19 protein-coding genes and 2 tRNA genes are annotated in these 18,560 nt (G+C 44.6%); 8 read left to right on the top strand and 13 right to left on the bottom strand.

The genetic code is table 11. The features are described 5' to 3' along the window. Window position 1: 1 nt before the first annotated feature. The 8 genes from ACK1U4_RS11500 to ACK1U4_RS11465 all read right to left on the bottom strand — a co-directional run bounded on the left by ACK1U4_RS11500 (window position 2) and on the right by ACK1U4_RS11465 (window position 5,945). Window positions 2–77: transfer RNA gene (locus tag ACK1U4_RS11500), tRNA-Gln, on the bottom strand. A 116-nt stretch (window positions 78–193) separates the two neighbouring features. Next, window positions 194–269: transfer RNA gene (locus ACK1U4_RS11495), tRNA-Gln, on the bottom strand. Window positions 270–491: 222 nt separating this feature from the next. Continuing rightward, window positions 492–1,412: a 4-(cytidine 5'-diphospho)-2-C-methyl-D-erythritol kinase gene (ispE, locus tag ACK1U4_RS11490; RefSeq protein WP_419401767.1), complete on the bottom strand. Its 921-nt coding sequence runs from the start codon at window positions 1,410–1,412 to the stop codon at window positions 492–494. Between the two features lie 70 nt (window positions 1,413–1,482). Then, the gene (locus ACK1U4_RS11485; protein WP_419401766.1) at window positions 1,483–2,259 is read right to left on the bottom strand and encodes a hypothetical protein; all 777 of its coding nucleotides are present in this window, start codon (window positions 2,257–2,259) and stop codon (window positions 1,483–1,485) included. Window positions 2,260–2,431: 172 nt separating this feature from the next. Further along, on the bottom strand, window positions 2,432–3,169 hold the full coding sequence (locus ACK1U4_RS11480; protein ID WP_419401765.1) for a ZIP family metal transporter: 738 nt from the start codon (window positions 3,167–3,169) through the stop codon (window positions 2,432–2,434). Between the two features lie 278 nt (window positions 3,170–3,447). Then, window positions 3,448–4,581: an alanine--glyoxylate aminotransferase family protein gene (locus ACK1U4_RS11475; protein ID WP_419401764.1), complete on the bottom strand. Its 1,134-nt coding sequence runs from the start codon at window positions 4,579–4,581 to the stop codon at window positions 3,448–3,450. Between the two features lie 118 nt (window positions 4,582–4,699). Further along, window positions 4,700–5,197: a YchJ family protein gene (locus ACK1U4_RS11470; protein ID WP_419401763.1), complete on the bottom strand. Its 498-nt coding sequence runs from the start codon at window positions 5,195–5,197 to the stop codon at window positions 4,700–4,702. Window positions 5,198–5,210: 13 nt separating this feature from the next. Next, window positions 5,211–5,945, bottom strand: coding sequence for a metal-dependent hydrolase (locus ACK1U4_RS11465; protein WP_419401762.1), 735 nt, complete (start codon window positions 5,943–5,945; stop codon window positions 5,211–5,213). A gap of 224 nt (window positions 5,946–6,169) precedes the next feature. On the opposite strand from ACK1U4_RS11465, the gene ACK1U4_RS11460 reads away from it, so the two are divergent. From ACK1U4_RS11460 to ACK1U4_RS11440, 5 genes are all read left to right on the top strand, one after another. Then, the gene (locus ACK1U4_RS11460; RefSeq protein ID WP_419401761.1) at window positions 6,170–7,120 is read left to right on the top strand and encodes a substrate-binding periplasmic protein; all 951 of its coding nucleotides are present in this window, start codon (window positions 6,170–6,172) and stop codon (window positions 7,118–7,120) included. Between the two features lie 27 nt (window positions 7,121–7,147). Further along, window positions 7,148–7,786, top strand: coding sequence for a lysophospholipid acyltransferase family protein (locus ACK1U4_RS11455; RefSeq protein WP_419401760.1), 639 nt, complete (start codon window positions 7,148–7,150; stop codon window positions 7,784–7,786). 170 nt (window positions 7,787–7,956) lie between these two features. Next, complete coding sequence (locus tag ACK1U4_RS11450; protein WP_419401759.1) at window positions 7,957–8,817, top strand: thymidylate synthase; 861 nt, start codon at window positions 7,957–7,959, stop codon at window positions 8,815–8,817. A 14-nt stretch (window positions 8,818–8,831) separates the two neighbouring features. Continuing rightward, window positions 8,832–9,086, top strand: coding sequence for a hypothetical protein (locus tag ACK1U4_RS11445; RefSeq protein WP_419401758.1), 255 nt, complete (start codon window positions 8,832–8,834; stop codon window positions 9,084–9,086). Between the two features lie 95 nt (window positions 9,087–9,181). Next, complete coding sequence (locus ACK1U4_RS11440; protein WP_419401757.1) at window positions 9,182–9,715, top strand: dihydrofolate reductase; 534 nt, start codon at window positions 9,182–9,184, stop codon at window positions 9,713–9,715. Between the two features lie 84 nt (window positions 9,716–9,799). Here the strand turns inward: ACK1U4_RS11440 and ACK1U4_RS11435 are convergent, their stop codons facing one another. From ACK1U4_RS11435 to ACK1U4_RS11425, 3 genes are all read right to left on the bottom strand, one after another. Continuing rightward, complete coding sequence (locus ACK1U4_RS11435) at window positions 9,800–10,189, bottom strand: hypothetical protein (protein WP_419401756.1); 390 nt, start codon at window positions 10,187–10,189, stop codon at window positions 9,800–9,802. 97 nt (window positions 10,190–10,286) lie between these two features. Then, complete coding sequence (lnt, locus tag ACK1U4_RS11430; RefSeq protein ID WP_419401755.1) at window positions 10,287–11,867, bottom strand: apolipoprotein N-acyltransferase; 1,581 nt, start codon at window positions 11,865–11,867, stop codon at window positions 10,287–10,289. Window positions 11,868–11,886: 19 nt separating this feature from the next. Beyond that, complete coding sequence (locus tag ACK1U4_RS11425) at window positions 11,887–12,810, bottom strand: CBS domain-containing protein (protein WP_419401754.1); 924 nt, start codon at window positions 12,808–12,810, stop codon at window positions 11,887–11,889. A gap of 359 nt (window positions 12,811–13,169) precedes the next feature. Here ACK1U4_RS11425 and ACK1U4_RS11420 point away from each other — a divergent pair, with 359 nt between their 5' ends. Both ACK1U4_RS11420 and ACK1U4_RS11415 read left to right on the top strand, forming a co-directional pair. Then, window positions 13,170–14,042, top strand: coding sequence for an FKBP-type peptidyl-prolyl cis-trans isomerase (locus tag ACK1U4_RS11420; RefSeq protein ID WP_419401753.1), 873 nt, complete (start codon window positions 13,170–13,172; stop codon window positions 14,040–14,042). Window positions 14,043–14,159: 117 nt separating this feature from the next. Continuing rightward, window positions 14,160–14,942, top strand: coding sequence for an FKBP-type peptidyl-prolyl cis-trans isomerase (locus ACK1U4_RS11415; RefSeq protein WP_419401752.1), 783 nt, complete (start codon window positions 14,160–14,162; stop codon window positions 14,940–14,942). A gap of 320 nt (window positions 14,943–15,262) precedes the next feature. Here the strand turns inward: ACK1U4_RS11415 and argA are convergent, their stop codons facing one another. After that, window positions 15,263–16,624, bottom strand: coding sequence for an amino-acid N-acetyltransferase (argA, locus tag ACK1U4_RS11410; RefSeq protein ID WP_419401770.1), 1,362 nt, complete (start codon window positions 16,622–16,624; stop codon window positions 15,263–15,265). Window positions 16,625–16,903: 279 nt separating this feature from the next. Between argA and ACK1U4_RS11405 the strand changes: the two genes are divergently transcribed. Continuing rightward, complete coding sequence (locus tag ACK1U4_RS11405) at window positions 16,904–17,461, top strand: hypothetical protein (RefSeq protein ID WP_419401751.1); 558 nt, start codon at window positions 16,904–16,906, stop codon at window positions 17,459–17,461. 47 nt (window positions 17,462–17,508) lie between these two features. Here the strand turns inward: ACK1U4_RS11405 and ACK1U4_RS11400 are convergent, their stop codons facing one another. Continuing rightward, on the bottom strand, window positions 17,509–18,405 hold the full coding sequence (locus ACK1U4_RS11400) for a patatin-like phospholipase family protein (RefSeq protein ID WP_419401750.1): 897 nt from the start codon (window positions 18,403–18,405) through the stop codon (window positions 17,509–17,511). Window positions 18,406–18,560: the final 155 nt, after the last annotated feature.

Genomic DNA, 18,560 nt, shown 5'->3' with positions numbered 1-18,560 from the left:
ATGGCAGGGGTAGCTGGACTCGAACCAACGAATGCCAGGATCAAAACCTGGTGCCTTACCAACTTGGCGATACCCCTATAACGGTGCGAACTATACCGATTTTACCTAAACTTGTCAATGCAAAAGTTATTAGCTCACTGGTTTTTATGATAAACCCAACTTTTGGACAAAGTTTGTAAAGAGAGAAAATATATGGCAGGGGTAGCTGGACTCGAACCAACGAATGCCAGGATCAAAACCTGGTGCCTTACCAACTTGGCGATACCCCTGTATTGGAAGCGATATTTTACCCAAAAATTGTAAAAAAGCAAGCGATTTTTCGTAACTTTGTCAAAAAATATGATTGATTTAACCTATAGAACTTATGCACAAGACACTGGATTCCTGCATTCGCAGGAATGACGACAGTTTTCAATTACTCGTCACCCCTGTGAATACAGGGGTCTAGTGTCTTTAATTTAGAAAAATAAATTTAATAATTTGCGTAAGTCCTAACTTAGCGTCTTAACTTGCCATGCTTGACAAGGGCTATCGGCTTGCCACTTTTCCAAAATGCTTGATGTCATATCATCAGGCAATGGTAAAAACACACAGCTCCCCGACCCTGTCATTCGAGGCGTGGTGTGGGTGACGTTGGCAAGTGTGTGTAAATAGGCTAACGCATCATTGACTGCTTCTGACAAATCCGTGACCACAGGCTCAAAAACATTGCCAAAATTTTGGCTCAGTTGTTGGGTAAATTCATGGTTATGGTGTTGCAAAAATTCATGTGCAAAAGATGGGCAATTGCGTTGCAGATTTTGATGAGCAAATAACTGTTTGGTATTGATATGGGCATTCGGCTTTAACAATAACAACTGCTGTGGGGGCAATGCGATTGGCGTTAAAACTTCCCCTATCCCTTCGGCAATGGCATCTTTTCCAAAAATAAAAATCGGCACATCTGCCCCTAAAGTCGCTCCAATGGCTTGCAGTTGTGCTGAGGTCATACCCAATTGCCAAAGCTGATTGAGCGTCATTAAGGTGGTGGCACAGTCGGATGAACCACCGCCCAAACCTGCCCCCATTGGAATTTTTTTATCCAAATGAATGTCAATGATGGGTAGCTTGGCAAGCTCATCCGCTTTGATGAGTTGATGCTGTTGAGCAAAGGCAAATAGGGCTCCACTGGCTTTGACGATAAGATTTTGCTCAAGGTCTTGGGTAATGGTGGGGTCATCGTTAAGACGTATGGGCATGTTACCCTCGCCGATGGGCTGGTCAGTAGGCTGAAAGGTCAAGGTATCATATAGGTCAATCAGCCGAAATACGGTTTGTAGGTTGTGATAACCGTCTGGACGTTTGCCTGTGATATGTAAAAAAAGGTTGATTTTGGCAGGGGCAAGTTGGGTGATGGGCGGTGTAAGGTGCATAACGTGGTATCAGCGACTGATTGAAGAAATATTCTTCAACCAGTTTAACATTAATACGCTTGGGTTTAAATTATTTATCAGCAGGAAACGCATTGGGTTTTGCGGTTGGCTCTGGGGCGTAGGTTGGTTTTGGCTTATTTTTATCCTCTAACTCATACAGCACCGTGCCAATAATCCCAGTATTATCAATCGAACCTGACGCATTGTGATTGGCATAACTGTCTTCTGGCTTGCTAAAGGTGAATGAAGCCACCGCTTCTTCGCTTTTACGAAAGCCTTCAATCACCAAATCTTCATGTGGGGCAAGTACATAGCCTGTATTGCTACGAGAAGCCGTGCTACCATTTAGCACATCTAAGCCGTCAACACTTGCCACCACCTCAAAGGTTTTATCTGAGTTATTTTTGTAGTGTAATTGATAGCTTTGACCTGCTTGGGCTTTGACAAAATACTGCTGTTTATCACGAAATAACGGCAAACTATTGCCATTGTCATCTTCAAGGCTAAAACGCACTTGCCCTGCGACCATCGAGATATCATTGAGGGTTTTACCTTTAAAGTTTTTGTCGGCATAGCGTAGTTGCGTTTCAGCAAGGGGTATGTCAGACACACGCTGGGCATCAACCGTAGTGACTTTGGACTGCAATTCATCGCCCCATTTTGTGCCAAGCTGTTCATTTTGTGTGACATTGTTATTGGTGGATTCTGCTGTAGCAGTCGCTGTCGCAGGGGCTTCAACAGACTGTGTAGGTGCAGAAGCTGTGGTGGCGGATTCTTTTTTGTTACAGGCAGTCAGTACCAGTAATGGCAATAAGCCAATACTCAAATAATGAGAAATTTTTGTCATAATAGCGTTCCTTTGGCTTATCAGATTCATTAAAATTTGGATAAAACAATGTTTAGCTAAAATGCGTAAAAAGATATCCTTTGTCAATAAGATATCTTTTTGCATTGATAGAAATTTGTTAATATTTATGACAATGTAAGGTTATGTGAAAATAGCTGATATTTGGCAAGTTTTACCCCTTCGCCCCCAACATTTGCACACTCCAAAACGCCAAGAAGCCTGCAAATAAAATCAAGGTATAATAATTTTTTTCTTCAATTTCATGGGCTTCAATCAATAACTCTTCGGTAACAAGGTACAATAACGCCGCCGCACTGGCTGCCAACACCCCAGAAATCAACGCTGTCGGTGCGTCTGCCAATAGCACGCTACCCAAATACGCAAATGCCAAAATCTCCGCCCCCAAAAAGGCAGTCATTGCCAAGATTTTCCAGCCTTTGAGCGTATCGGTCACCAATGCCAAGCCCAAAAACAACATTTCTACTGATAAGCCCAATGCCAAAATCATTCCAGTTTCGCCACCACTGGCAAAACCAGCCCCAATAATCAAACCATCCACCGCAATGTCAATCACAGTCGCCATCAGCATACCCATCGGTAAGCCTGCCACGCCTGTGATTTTTTCTTTGGCTTCGTCTTTTTCTTCGAGGTGGTCGGTGACGAGTTTCATGCCAAACATAAACAGGCTACCTAGTGCAAACGCCACGATAAGTACCCACGGCTGTGCGTGTTCTCGTCCGATTTCTGGCAACAGCTCAGTCGCCAAGGCTGCCAAAATCACCCCTGCCGCAAAGTGCTGAATCATACTACGAGCTTCACGGGTTGGATGCCACACAAGGGCAATGATACCACCGATAATAGCTACCACGGCAGGGACGAGCATCCATACAAAGGGATTGATTTCGTGCATATTTTCTCCAAATAAAACCAAATTAAAAACCATCATTATCATTATAAAGGGTAAAGCTTTATTGAATCTTAAATTTTTTATTTTTAAACCATTAGGACTTACGCATAAGACACTGGATTCCTGCATTCGCAGGAATGACGAAAAATTTATGGAATCGTCACCCCTGCGTAAGCAGGGGTCTAGCGTCTTATTTAGCAAGATAAATTTAAAATTTGCGTAAGTCCTAACCATAAAAAAGCCCTGACGTTGCAGAGCTTTTGTATTGATAAACCGATTAATCAAGCGTTTAATACTTTTTGCAAAGCTTGTTCAAAACGGCTGATTGTGCCGTCAATATCGGTCAATTTATCCAAACCAAATAGCCCCAAACGGAAAGTTTTAAAGCTGTCTGGCTCACCGACTTTGAGTGGTACACCGCCTGCGATTTGTAAACCTTGAGCCACAAACGCCGAGCCTTTGTGCATATCATCACGGTCGGTATAAACTACCACTACCCCCGGAGCTTGGAAGTTTGGTTGAGCAACGCTGATGATACCGTGTTGATTTAGCACCGCCAGCATTTTTTTACCAAGTTGCCATTGAGCATCTTTTAAGGTATCAAATCCAATCGCTTCGGCTTCTTTTAGGGTATCACGGAATTGGGTGAGGCTATCGGTTGGCATGGTGGCATGATAGGCATGACCGCCATTCTCATAAGCACGCATGATGGTCAGCCATTGTTTTAGGTCTAGTCCAAAACTGGTCGATTCGGTGGCTTCAACACGTGCCACTGCCTTCTCATTCATCATTACCAGTCCTGCACATGGGGTGCTTGACCAGCCTTTTTGTGGGGCAGAAATCAACACATCAATGCCCAAAGCTTTCATATCTAGCCAAATACAGCCAGAGGCGATACAGTCAATGACCAGTAGTCCGCCCACGCTGTGAACGGCATCAGCAAGCTGTTTGATATAGTCGTCAGGTAAAATCATGCCAGAAGCGGTTTCGACATGCGGGGCAAATACCACGGCAGGTTGTTGTTCTTTGATGGTGGCAACGGCAGTTTCGATGGCAATCGGTTCAAACTGTTGCTGTTGGTTAGCATCACCGATATGGGCGGTCAACACGATAGCTTGGTCAGTGATTTTGCCTTTTTCGATGATTTGTGTCCAACGAAAACTAAAAAAGCCATTACGGATAATCAGCACCTTTTGGTCAGTTGCCAACTGGCGAGCCACCGCTTCCATACCATACGAGCCAGTGCCGGGGATGATTGCCACCGCATCGGCATTGTACACTGCTTTTAAGCTGGTGGATAACTCATTCATCACCTGTTGGAATTTTTTTGACATATGGTTGAGCGAGCGGTCGGTATAAACCACGGAATATTCGAGCAATCCATCTGGGTCGATATCAGAACGTAGGGCAGGCATGAGTTTCTCCTTGAATGGTAAATGTGGTAAATGGGCTAAACCAAATTAGTGTAGCAAATTCCACGACTTATTTAACAAAAAAATTGTTTATTGAGGGGTTAAAATTATTTTGAGTCAACTATAAAAACTGCCCACAACAGCGTTTATATTTTTCCCCACTAGCACACGGGCAGGGTTGTTTTTGGGTCACGGACATAGCGACCGTTGGGTCAAGAAAGTACCAACGAGGCTCGCTGTTTTGAGCATTTTTAGCTTGAGCAATTTTGACAAAGCTAGACAATTCGTGATGATGGTCTTGACCATGAGCAGTATTAAAGTACGCTTTAAACTCAACTTGGGCGTGATGTTTCCCCATTTTTGGCGTGTGCTTGATGACTTCAAGTTTTACCCAATCGGTTTGTTCCGCCCAATTCGCAATGGCAGTTTTATCCAATAACGCTTGCTGAAATGGGGTAGTGGTCGCCACGATATAATCAATCTTATGTCGGACGAAAGCCGTATAACGTGACCGCATCAAGGCTTCCGCAGTTTGGGCGAACGTCACACCCAAATGCAACGGCTCACAACAGTCCGAATAAGCGATAGCAGAGCCACAAGAGCAAGTGAGGTTTGACATAATTTTCCTAGATTTATTTGATGGCGATTTTGGGTATGTTAGGCAAACTCATTCCAGCAGGTAATAAATTTTGTTGTAACAATGCCCAACTGATGGGGTCAGACAAGGTTTGCCAAAATACTCGATACGAAGGGGCAAAGATTAATAATATCGCTAACACTAAATACAAACCGATATACCAAGATTTTTGTTGGGTGTCAAAAAATTTAATCGCTGTACCAAAGGATTTTTTAAGGCGAAGTCCAAACACATTGACGCTATACATTTCATCCAATAATAAATGAACCATCGAGCCGAAAAATAAAAACAGCCCCATAAACCAACTAAACACTACCGTGTATTTCATCAAATAAAAACTGATATACACCAAGCTTAACGCCAATACCGCCATATAAGGCACAGAATGCACAATGCCTCGATGCACCGTCATACTGCTAAAAATGGTAAACACGCCCCAACGCATGATGATATAGGTCAATAACCACGTAATCATCAGCTCCACCAATGACAACTGAGGCGACCAATAAATCACCATGCCAAATGCCAACAGTAATGACAATACATTAAATCCGATACGTGCAGGCACAGAGTGTTCAAGGTCGATATCAGGCAACAAGCCCCCAATCGTCCCAACCACACTACATAACAAAAACTCAGAACCAACCAGCATGCCTGCCTTATAAACCACCAGTCCCATGATACCACTACTGACAAATGCCCCTGTCAAATGGGTGTTAAAATTTGCCATACAACGCTTTTATCTCCGACCATCAACGACCTTACCCAATGGTATGCCATAATGCTAAATTTTACCACCTAAAATCTAGCATTATGTCTACTTTCAACCATTCCATGACTATTTGTTGCTATAATATGACAAAATAGTTTTCAATAATAAACTAGCGAACAACAACTGATTACCAATAAAATTTTACCCATAAACCACCCATTACCCACTATTGAGGTACTACCATGAAATCCTATCAATTTGCTCTAACAGGCATCGCCACAGGTCTAATGCTCACACTCACAGGCTGTAATCAGCCTGCCTCAACCAGCCAAAATACTGAAGCTTCCACCACAGCTTCTACCACTCCCACCACACAGACCACCAACCTTAGCACCCCTTCTTACAAGGTCATCGTGGATGCCGAATATCCGCCCTATGATTTCCGTGATGAAAAAGGCAATGCGATGGGATTTGATGTGGATATTCTCAACGCCATTGCAAAAAATCAAGGTTTTAACATTACCGTTGTTCCCATGCCTTGGAACACCGTGATGCCAAAAGTCGCTGATGGTAGCTATGATATCGGTATGGGGGGAATGTCACCGGGGGATATTGAAGATGAAGGCTTTGCGGATAAAATCACCCAATCTTATGCCTATGCCTATGGTATTGACACCATCGCCAGTATCTCGCCTATCATCACCGACTATCAATCACTAAAAAATTATAAAGTCGCTACCTTAGCGGACTCTGCCTATATTGCGGATATGAAAGAGCTGATGGGAGCAAATACCAAAGCCAACTTAACAGAAACCAAAACCGTATTTTTGGGCTATCAAAAACTGGTGAATGGCGAAGTGGATGCGGTACTTGCGGATAAAGGGGTATTGGCGTACTTTGTCAAACAGCATCCCCTCAAAACCGCCGATAAAAAAGTCAATATCGACACCAAAGGTTTTTATTTTGACCGCTATTATCCCATGACCATCATCTCCAAAAAAGATAATCCAGAGCTTGCCCAAAAAATCAACAAAGGCATTGAAGCAGTGGTCAAAGATGGTACTTATGCTAAAATCCACCAGCAATGGTTTGGCAGAACCCCTAAGGTCTTGCCAAAACCTGAACCTATTCCACTGGATGACAGTCGTTTTGTGCCTGTACCTAGCGATGTCGCCAGTGCGGTCAAACCCTAACTTGTTATTTATAAAGGACGCCTCATCATGGAAATGAGCCAACTTTCCCCCATCAATACTGCCAATATTGGCGATAATGTCCCACGCCGACATGGTAATCTCGCCCCCAAAATTGCCAAAAGCTTTTTGGACAACACAGGCTGGCAGATTGTGGGGGACATTCCAAATGTCAAAAAAACCGTGTTATTGGCAGTGCCTCACACCTCCAATATGGACGGTGTGTTTGCCATTCCTACCCTGCTTGCCCTTGATGTGGATATCAAAATCATGGGTAAAAAAGAGCTGTTTCAAGTGCCTGTACTGGCGTCATTTTTGCGGTGGGCAGGGATTATTTCTATCGACCGTCAAGCCAAAGGTTCAACCTTACAAGCCAGTATTGACCGCTTTAAACAAGCGGATAAACTATGGCTAGGGCTTGCCCCAGAAGGTACAAGAGATTATACCGAAGCTTGGAAAACAGGTTTTTATCACCTTGCAGTGGGGGCAGGCGTGCCGATTTTACCTGTGGCGATGGACTACAAAACCAAGCAGGTGCGGTTTATGCCCTTATTTTATCCAACTGGGGATATTGAAGCGGATTTGCCAAAAATTCATGCCTATTATCAAGGCGTAGAAGGCAAGCATTTTGAAAAAATGTCACAGCCATTGCAAGATTTGCATCGTTAATCTATTTAGGACTTACGCAGAAGTAGTAGAAACGTTCGCCCTGAGCTTGTCGAAGGGTAACGTTTCCTATGGTTCGACAAGCTCACCACGAACGGAAACGTTAAAACTGCGTAAGTCCTACTATTGCTTCACCTAACCCAATTTCTTTACCCAACAAAGCTGACGATACCATGATAACTTCAAAAAACGAACAAGCCTATTTAGACCTTATTCAATACGTGCGTGATTTTGGCACGCAAAAGGGCGACCGCACAGGCACTGGCACATTGTCTGTTTTTGGCAGTCAAATGCGATTTGATTTAACCGATGGCTTTCCACTACTGACCACCAAAAAAATTCATACCAAAAGTGTGATTCACGAACTATTGTGGTTTTTGCGTGGCGACACCCATGTCAAATATTTACAAGACAATGGCGTGCGGATTTGGAATGAATGGGCAACTGCCGAGCAAACTGCCCGCTTTGGTAAACCAGAGGGCGAATTGGGTGCGGTGTATGGGCATCAATGGCGTAACTATGGGGCAAGCCAAGATGAGAACGGCAATTATCGCCAAGATGGGGTTGACCAAATCGCCCAACTTATCGAACAAATCAAAACCAATCCCAACTCTCGCCGATTGATAGTGACTGGTTGGAATCCCAAAGAAGCCGACCAAGTTGCCTTACCGCCTTGTCACACGCTATTTCAATTTTTTGTCGCTGATGGCAAGCTGTCTTGCCAACTGTATCAACGGTCAGCGGATTTGTTTTTGGGTGTGCCATTTAACATTGCCAGTTATGCGTTGCTGACCCACATGGTCGCCCAAGTGACAGGCTTAGGGGTCGGTGAGTTTGTGTGGACAGGTGGTGATTGTCATATTTATAACAATCATCTTGAACAGGTCAATGAGCAATTAAGCCGTCAGCCTTATCCATTGCCACAATTACAATTAAACCCTAGTGTGAATGATATTTTTGGGTTTAAATTTGAAGATATTGAGATACTTAATTACCAATGCCACCCAACAATTAAGGCAAGTGTGGCGGTGTAAAAAAGGAAAGTACAATGTTAATTACCGTTGATTTACAAGAGGCTTATGTGGCAGATATCCGACACATCGCCCAACAAAACAGCATACATGAAAGCAATGTCATTCAACAAGCCATTGCTGAGTGGCTCAATAAGCATAAAGCAATGGTATCAGAAAAACAAGCCACGCCTCATCCTATGCGAGCATATTTTGGTTTATGGCGAGATAATCCCAACATCAAAGATGGCTTGGATTATCAAAATAAACTGCGTGATGAATGGCAGGATTAAACATGCGTTGCCACGTTAATCACTCGCAATACCAAAGATTTCACCAAAAATCAGCCCGATGTTTTGATACCTTATTATCTTTAGAAGGACAAAAAATGAGCTTTTCAAATATTAAAGTCGCCCAAATAGTCGCCCATGACCGCAATCGAGCCATCGGCAAAAACAACCAACTACCGTGGCATATCTCCGAAGACCTACAACACTTCAAACGCCTTACCGAAAATAGCATCGTCATCATGGGGCGTAAGACCTTTGAATCAATGGGGGCAAAACCGCTACCAAACCGCACCAACTTTGTGATTACAACCGATTTAGCTTACCAAACAGATTTTGACAATGTCATCATTTTTCACAACCTTGACGATGCCCTTACCCAAGGGGCTTCACTCGCTCATGGCAAAGGTTTGGACACCATTTGGGTCATTGGTGGGCAAAAACTGTTTGAACAGTCGATGTTATTTACCGATAGACTAGAAATCACCGAAGTGGATACCGAAGTACAAGGGGCAGATGTCTTCTATCCTGTGATGCCGTCTGATTTCGTCAAAGTCAGTGCCAGCGAACCCAAAACCGATGGTAAAAGTGGACTTGGTTTTCAGTTTATCACTTATCAACGCACGACTACCTAAACCCAATTTTTCCCATAAAAAAACCACCGACATGGTGGTTTTTTTGATTTAGCCAAGTTTATCAAAATTTAAAGGCTATCACGCTTATTTTGACTGACTTGAGGCAGTGGCTGAAGCCTTCGCTGTGGCAGTAGCTGTGCTAGCGGTTACCTGTTTGGCGTTATCGGATGTGGCACTGGCAGTCGAGGCGGTTGTTGCGGTCGCAGTGGCTACTGCAGGAGCAGACGCATTAGCAGCAGCGGCTGAGGCAGCCACTTTAGCTTCTACTTCGGCATTTAGGGCTTTAACATCCACATGATGACCTGCTGGGCGTAGAAATGCGATAATACCGATAAACAATACCAAAACTAAAAAAGCTAAAATGCCAACAACTGCCATGCTTAACTCTTTCTTTACGTCATTTTCAACAACTTCATGATGAGCCATGCTTAACCTCACTGTCAATCTTGGGGCAAGGTCATGGGGAATCACCATTGACCTCGATAAAATGGAAATATATAGTTGTATTATACGAAAGTTTGTAACGATTATATACTAAATTTTTTGCTAAAACAGCAAAACCTTACTGGATTTAGGGTTTTTTGTGTATTTTGCGTTGTGATTTACCAAACCAACTCCCAATTAACAACAGGCTCGCCAGCCCCAATATTGGGTAACTACCCCATTGCATAAAGGGGGTCGTGCCTTGGCGTGACTGGATGTCACCTCGCAACACGGTGCGTTCAAACTGCGGTGCTTTGGCAGTGATACGCCCTTTGTCATCAATGATGGCGGTCACGCCTGTATTGGTGGCTCGCATAAACCAACGCCCTGTTTCGATGGCTCGCATTTGCACCATTTGCAAGTGTTGTAATGGCCCTGCCGATGTGCCAAACCATGCGTCATTGGATACGGTGAGCAAAAAGTCCGTGCCAACCGCATTGTGGCGAGTGGTGTCTGGGTACGCCACTTCATAGCACACTGCCACGCCAATTTGGTTGTTTTTGACGCTTAATGGGGCTTGCTGGGGTGGACCGGCACGAAAGCTCATTGAACCACTCATCAATTGAGGCAATGCCCAGTTTAATGCCCCTTCAAGTGGAATATATTCGCCGACTGGCACAAGGTTTTGTTTTTTGTATAATCCTTTAGCATCCGCCCCCAATGCAATCACCGAGTTATAAAATGGCTCGTAGTTATCATTTTTGGGGTCGTATTCGGCAACATCCAAATACGGAATCCCTGTCAACCATGCGGTATTATGCTTTTTGGCAGTTTGTACCACTTGGCTGATAAAGGGCATGGCATCAGTCTGAAACATCGGAATCGAGGATTCAGGCCATAGCACGATGTCACGCCCCCATTCAGTTTTGCTTAATCCTGCATAAATCGCCATGGTTTCGACTTGATATTCCACCAACCACTTCATATCTTGTGGAATATTGCCTTGAATCAGCGAAACTTTCAGCGGTGGGGTATTTTTGGCGGTCGTCCATGCAGGATTGATCAGCCAAACTGCGACACTGGCGACTAGCATCAAGGTTGAAGGAATTAAAAAACGCCATTTTTGACGAATCGCCTCAATAATACTGGCAGAAACAAACACCGACACAAACGTCAACGCCAATACCCCAAAAATGGGAGCAAGACTGGTCAGCCACGGTTGCTCGGTGTAGGCATAGCCGACAAACAGCCAAGGAAAGCCTGTAAAAATCCATGTTTTGAGCCATTCTTGCACCACCCAAAGTGAGGTAAAACTTAATGGCTGTTTACCCACAAAACGGTTAAACACCACCGCCAACAAGCCATGAAACAAGCCCATCACCAAGCCCATCACGGCTATCATCAAATATGCCAATACCGCAGGGGTGTCGCCATAAGTATGAATCGAGGTATAAAGCCAAAACGCCCCCACACACCATAGCCCCATGCCGTACATTTCACCGAGCCAAAATGCTCGCCAACTGCCCATCGGACGGAGCAACAACGCATACAATATCGCAGGTGACAGCAACGCCAACCCCCACCAACCATAGGGGGCAAGCGAAAAGCTAAACACCGCCCCTGCCAACCATGCCACGATTAATCTTGGCAAGATTGGCGGTTGGGCGGTGGTATCAGTGTGAGATTGGTAAACCAGTTGTTTTTTGAGGGATTGGGTGGTAAGACGCATTGAGGGAGTAAACCTACATTTAATTTTTATTATAATCTAACACCAATTCAATATCTTGAATAAAGCGTTCATCTACTGATAAAACAGTCAATTTGCAATCATTGATGTACACCACTTGCCCCAACAGCTCGTTGACTTGTTCCAACTGTTGCATCACTAAGCCTCCCATGCTGTTGACTTCTTCATCATCAAATTGCGTACCCAGCTGGGCATTACAGTCGCTGACAGGCGTGATGGATTGGATAATCCAAGTGTTAGGTTGGTGGGGAACAGGCTGAATATGCTCATGTTGTGCCAGTTCGCTGAGTTCGTCATGCTCATCGTCAATTTCGCCCACGATTTCTTCGAGCAAATCCTCTAGCGTCACCACGCCAGCGGTATTACCAAACTCGTCCATGACAATTGCCATGTGGATTTGGTGGGTTTGGAACAAGCGTAATAAACTGTCAGAGCGTGCGGTTTCGCTGATATAAATCGGCTGACGGGTCACTGCCAATACATTAAATGGCTCAATCGGATGCCCTTGGGCTTTTTTGACCAATAAAGGAATCAAGTCTTTGGCAACCAAAATGCCGACCACATTATCACTGTTATCCACATCGCAAACAGGGTAGCGAGAATGGTTGGTTTCTAGGAATAACTGCATGATATCGCCAAGGCTCGCATCGTTGGTGATGCTTTTGACATGGCTGATGGGGGTCATAATTTCGTGAATTTGCGTGGCAGGCAATCCCAGTACACCTTCTAACATCTCAACCGTTTCTGGCTCAAGGAATTTGCGAGAATCTTGCACCAATTTGACCAGTTCATCTCGAGTTTCTGGGGCATCTGGGGCGGTTGATAGCCAACGCTTTAGCCCTCGAGAGATAAAATTATCCGATTTTTCGGACTTGTCGGCGGTAGATTGGGTGATATGTTGCGGACTCGAATGCTCGTCTGTCATAGCGAACGCTTGACCTCATATTGCGATAGATTTTTTCACTTTAACCGATACGCCCATTGCTTGCAATATGTTTATGTGAAAATTTGTTGCCAAACGCCAGTGGCTTTCACCTATTCTGCCAGTCCTCGCACGCTATCGCTGAGTTTCGACCTTTTTATCAAATGGTGTTAATGGTTGAAACCACTGCCTTTAGGGAGATATAATGCCATTGGTAGAGGCGTAACCACTTCCAATTCGTTTGCCGTTCACGTTGCAGACGTGGATTGAAACATAGGTTTTGGTCAGTTTTTCTGCTATGATAAGCAAAATTTTGCCTTATTTTTAGGTTGTTATCGACTTTATTTTGGATAGGAAATGCTATGAGCAATAAAACCGCCCCTATTTTGGCAGCCGTTGTGCTTGGTGCTGTCGCTTTAACCCCTGTATTTGTCAAAAGTTTCGGTGCAGAACCCAAAGTCGCCAGTATGGGTAGTCGAGGTGCTAACAGTGCAGGCGGTGGTACAGCCATCAATGCTCAAAGTTCAGAAATTGCCAAAGTTGGCTATAGCCTTGGCTATATGATGGGCGATAATGTCCAACGCACTGCCAAAGACCTCAATCCAGCCGACATCAATCAAGGGATTAGCGATGGCTTTACAGGCAAACCTGCCAGCATGAGCCGTGAGCAAATGATGGAAGTGGTATCTGCCTACGAACAAAAACAAATTCAAGCCATGTATCAAACCAACCTTGATAAAGGACAAAAATTCCTTGCTGAAAACGGTAAAAAAGCAGGCATCACCACCACCGCATCAGGCTTACAGTATGAAGTGCTAAAACAAGGCACAGGGGCAAAACCCAAAGCCTCTGACATCGTATCAGTCAACTACGAAGGCAAATTATTGGATGGCACGGTATTTGATAGCACCGCCAAACATGGCGGACAGCCTGCAGTTTTCCCACTTAATCAAGTCATCGCTGGCTGGACAGAAGGCGTACAGCTAATGAGTGAAGGGGCGAAATACCGTTTTTATATCCCTGCAAACCTTGCGTATGGCGAACAGGGAGCCCCTCAAGGCGGTATCGAACCAAATAGCACCTTGATTTTTGAAGTCGAATTGCTCAAAGTCAACCCACCTGCTGACGCTAACCCACAGCCTTCAGCCCAAGGCACACAAGACATCGAAGCACAATTAAAACAACAAATTGAAGCCCAAATGCAAAATCAAGCCACGGCAAAACCTGCCCAATAATCATATCATCACTTAAACTAGGCATCATACGGGCGTATACAATACGCCCCTACGCCTCCATCTGACGACTCATTGAAACAACGATAATAACTGGCATCTCGCACGAAGGAATGACACATGACAAAATCACCATCACTTATGATTGTGGCAACTTTGGCTGTGGCTAGCACCGCAACCCACGCCCAAACCACCACACAAGCCAATCCAACTAGCCAAGCCAGCAAGGTCACGCCTTCTGCCTACTTGCCGAAAACCAACGTGACTGCCAACAGTGCCGATGATGCCAAAGTCGGCTACAGCCTTGGCTATATGATGGGTGAAGGCAACAAAGAAACCGTGGATGACCTCAATCTTGACGCATTTTTCCAAGGCTTTCGTGATGCCTACCAAGGCAATACTGCCACCATCAGCAAAGAGCAAATGCAAAAAACCTTGCTCGACTACCAAAAACGCAAAGAAGCGGAATACGCCAAACAAATTCAAGCCATGGCAACTGCCAACTTGACCAAAGGCAAAGCGTTTTTGACCGCAAATGCCAAACAAGCCGATGTCAAAACCACCGCTTCAGGCTTGCAATATCAAGTATTAAAACAAGGCACTGGCAAACGCCCCACTGCCAAAGACCAAGTAAAAGTACATTATGAAGGTCGCTTGATTGATGGCACAATCTTTGACAGCTCATATAAACGTGATAAACCTGTGACCTTCCCCCTAAATCAAGTGATTAAAGGCTGGTCAGAAGGGGTGCAATTAATGAGTGAAGGGGCAAAATATCGCCTATTTATGCCTGCTGAATTGGGCTATGGTGAAGCAGGAAATGCTGATATCGAACCCAATAGCGTATTGATTTTTGATGTCGAATTGCTTGAAGTCAACCCAAAAGCCACCGTCAAAAAATAAGTTGGGTATGATGCTTTGTCATAACTTGTAGATTGGGTTGGGCGTATGCAATACGCCCCTACCAAACTGCGGTATTTCTAGGTTGGGTGGAAGAATGACACCCAACATAAACCCTTCAAATTGTTGGGTATCGCAAGCTCTACCCAACCTACGATTTGGTTAAATGCGTAATTCCTATAACTATAGTCGTTTAAACTAGAAATAAGAAAGTTTTGTAGGGGCGTATTGCATACGCCCATAATTTCAAAGTCTTATTTTTGATTTAATTCACTATATCATTCAGATATGTTCAGTAACTGATAACAATCCATCAGCCCTCATTACAAGGTTTTTTTTAGCACTTTTGATTTTCGGCTACTGTCATAGCTGGCATAGCGTTCGCTAGGCAATGACTCGGCTGGCACTTCCACAAACCCTTGTTCCATAAACCAATGAGCCGTGCGTGTGGTCAACACAAACAATTCATTGATACCACGGCTGAGGGCTTGCTGTTCTAAGAAGGCAATCAAATCCGCCCCTCGGCTACCTTTGCGATAATCAGCGTGTACTGCCACGCACGCCACCTCAGCACTGGTCGCTGATAATGGGTATAACGCCGCACAACCCAACACCATACCATCACGCTCAATGACGCTAAAATGTTCAATTTCACTTTCAAGGCGTTCTCTTGAACGGCGTACCAAAATCCCTTGCTGTTCAAGCGGTTCTAATAATTCAATCAAACCCACCACATCATCAATGTTGGCACGGCGGATTTCTTCATAAGGGTCATGTGAAATCAGCGTACCCGCACCATCACGAGTAAATAGCTCTTCCAATAACGCCCCATCTTTGGCATACGAAATAATATGCACACGATGAATCCCTTGTTCACAGGCTTCACTGGCGGCCTGCAAAAAGCGTGACATCTCTGAAATTTCGGTCATATCACGCAAAAACCGAGTGACTTCATGCGGAATCATTTCTTTGAGTAATTGTGAGCCGTCTTTATAGATACCTGCTTGCTCACCCAAAAAGATGAGCTTATCCGCCTTGAGGCTGACCGCCGTTTGTAACGCCACATCCTCCGCCAACAGATTAAACACCTCACCTGTCGCAGAATAGCCCATACAGCCCACAATCACCACGTGGTCATGGATTAAGTTATTGCGAATCGCCTCCGCATCAATGGCTCGCACTTCCCCAGTAAACTGATAATCCACCCCATCACGCACCCCATACGGACGAGCGGTGACAAAATTGCCTGACACCGCATCAATGCGAGAGCCATACATGGGAGAATTGGCAAGCCCCATCGACAGCTGTGCCTCAATCTGTAGGCGAATCGAACCGATGGCTTTCAAAATCGAAGGAATGGCTTGGGCAGTGGTGACACGCACATCATTAATAATCGGTGTTTCGATTTGGCTATCGGCAAGATTGGCATCAATTTGCGGTCTAGCCCCATGCACCAACACCAACTTAATCCCCAAACTATGCAACAAAGCAAAATCATGGATGAGATTGCTAAAATTTTCGTGAGCCACCGCCTCGCCATTAAACATAATGACAAAGGTTTTACCACGATGGGTATTGATATAGGGGGCAAAATTACGAAACCACGTCACATAGGCAGGCGTGGTAGGCGTGGCGTGAGAAGGCGTACTGGATAACGTGTCTGGGGTGCTTGATGTGGAAGTCATAAGGCTCATGGTCGGGTCATCATCATAAAAGGAAAAAAATATCAATCACGAAGCAAGTCGCTGATTATCAATGAATAGGCTACAATAACAAATATTGCTAAGTTTGGCTAGGGTGTTTGTATTTGGTAACAACACAAACCTTGCTTGAAGTTAATGCTGTATCTGACTTAGAAGTTTGCTATGCTAATCATTACTCACTAAAATTTCCCCAAGCCTATCAAAGGGGAAAGTTAAATTTGCGTAAGCCCTAACGAATAATCAATAACGATGGAGAACCTTATGTCACTATTTCGCACCTCACTGATGCTTACTAGCATGCTGGCGACTACCACCACTTTTGCTGTATTACCAACCGTGACTTTAGACCCTAACGCCTCAAATCCTTTTCCAATTCAAACCACATCGACTAATGGCTCAATCAACCCTATCGTTAATGCTCGCCCTCAGCTTGACAACCAATTGTTTGGCTATATCGTAGGCACAGATGCCCAAGGTCAAGAATCATTTATCCCTGTTACCGCTCAGACCAATGTGAGTGCTGGTAATGTCATTGAATACCGTGGCTATATCACCAATAACAGCCCTGATCGTGTGCGTAGCATGAAAGTCACCTACGCCATTCCTGCCAATACTGAGCTACTTAGCACCCAAGTTAGCCCAGAACGTGCTTATGGCAGTGCTGATGGTCAAAACTTCCAATATATGCCCCTAAAAACCAATGCCAGTGGCACATTACAAAACCTGCCGATGGCTTACTATAAAGCCGTGCGTTGGGATATCCAAGGCTTAGGGCTAAATGAAGTCGCTGAAGTCAAATACCGTGTGCGTGTTAAATAATTGATAAACAGATAAAAAAGCGGACGAAATGTTCGCTTTTTTTGTGGTTAATTTTTGCCTACCACCCGTTTTATTTCCGCTATTTTCTGCTCAGTGGCGGTTTCCCCTGCTTTAATAATCCGCTCTCGGTTGACGGTGTCGGTCGTGCCGACATTGCCCACTTGTGGGCGAATCACTACATCTGCCAATGCCAATTCGGCTGAAGGTTGCTTTGGCATTACGCCCAAGCCTTTATCCAGTAAAGCCCAAAAATCCATTTGGCTATCGTCCTGAACGCTTACAGGCATGGATAAATCCACCGCAATTACCACCTTTGCCCCCAAGTCTTTGGCGGTTTTGACAGGTACAAGGCTGACCAGTCCGCCATCGCCATAGCGTTGATTCTGAATCCTAGGGGGAATAAACACATTTTTGACACTGCTAGACGCTCGCACCGCAAGCCCTGTATCGCCTGTGGTAAAGACCATTTTTTGGGCATTGAGGTCAGTGGTGGATAGGTTGGTGGCGATACTGGCAAAGCGAATGGGAAGCTGTTCGATTTTACGTCCACCCACTTGGGTATTGACCCAGTTTTGTAGTTGTACGCCTTCGATAATGCCTTGTTTGCTCAAGGTAAAATCCAGTAATTCGGCATTGCTCACGTGGGTGGCGATGTCTTCGATGTCATTGGCGGATTTGCCACTGGCGGACAGGCTACCGACTAGGCTTCCAACACTTGTGCCGACAATCAGGTCGGGTTTGATGCCGTTTTTTTCGAGGACTTTAAGCATACCGATATGGGCAAAGCCTTTTGCACCACCGCCACCGAGTACAAGGGCAATTTTTGGTTTGGGGGGTGTTGGTGGGTTATTGGGCAGTGTGGCTTGGGTGGGGGTGGGGTGTAGGGTGCAAGCGGTGATGGGTAATACCATCAATGTTAGTAGCGTGATGCTGATGTTTTTCATGGTGTTGCCTTTAAGATTTTGGCTAATTAGTTAAGTATTTTCAATTAATAACACTATTTCATTCTATATTTATAATCAATAATATCAATACACTTCATAACATAATTAAAATATCCAAGTGTGTGCAAATTACCTATACTTTGAAGGGTTAGGTG

This window comes from Moraxella sp. TY6, assembly GCF_048551375.1.
GTDB lineage: Bacteria > Pseudomonadota > Gammaproteobacteria > Pseudomonadales > Moraxellaceae > Faucicola.
Note: the sequence above shows the minus strand (reverse complement) of the source record. Positions and strands in the feature narration are given on the sequence as shown.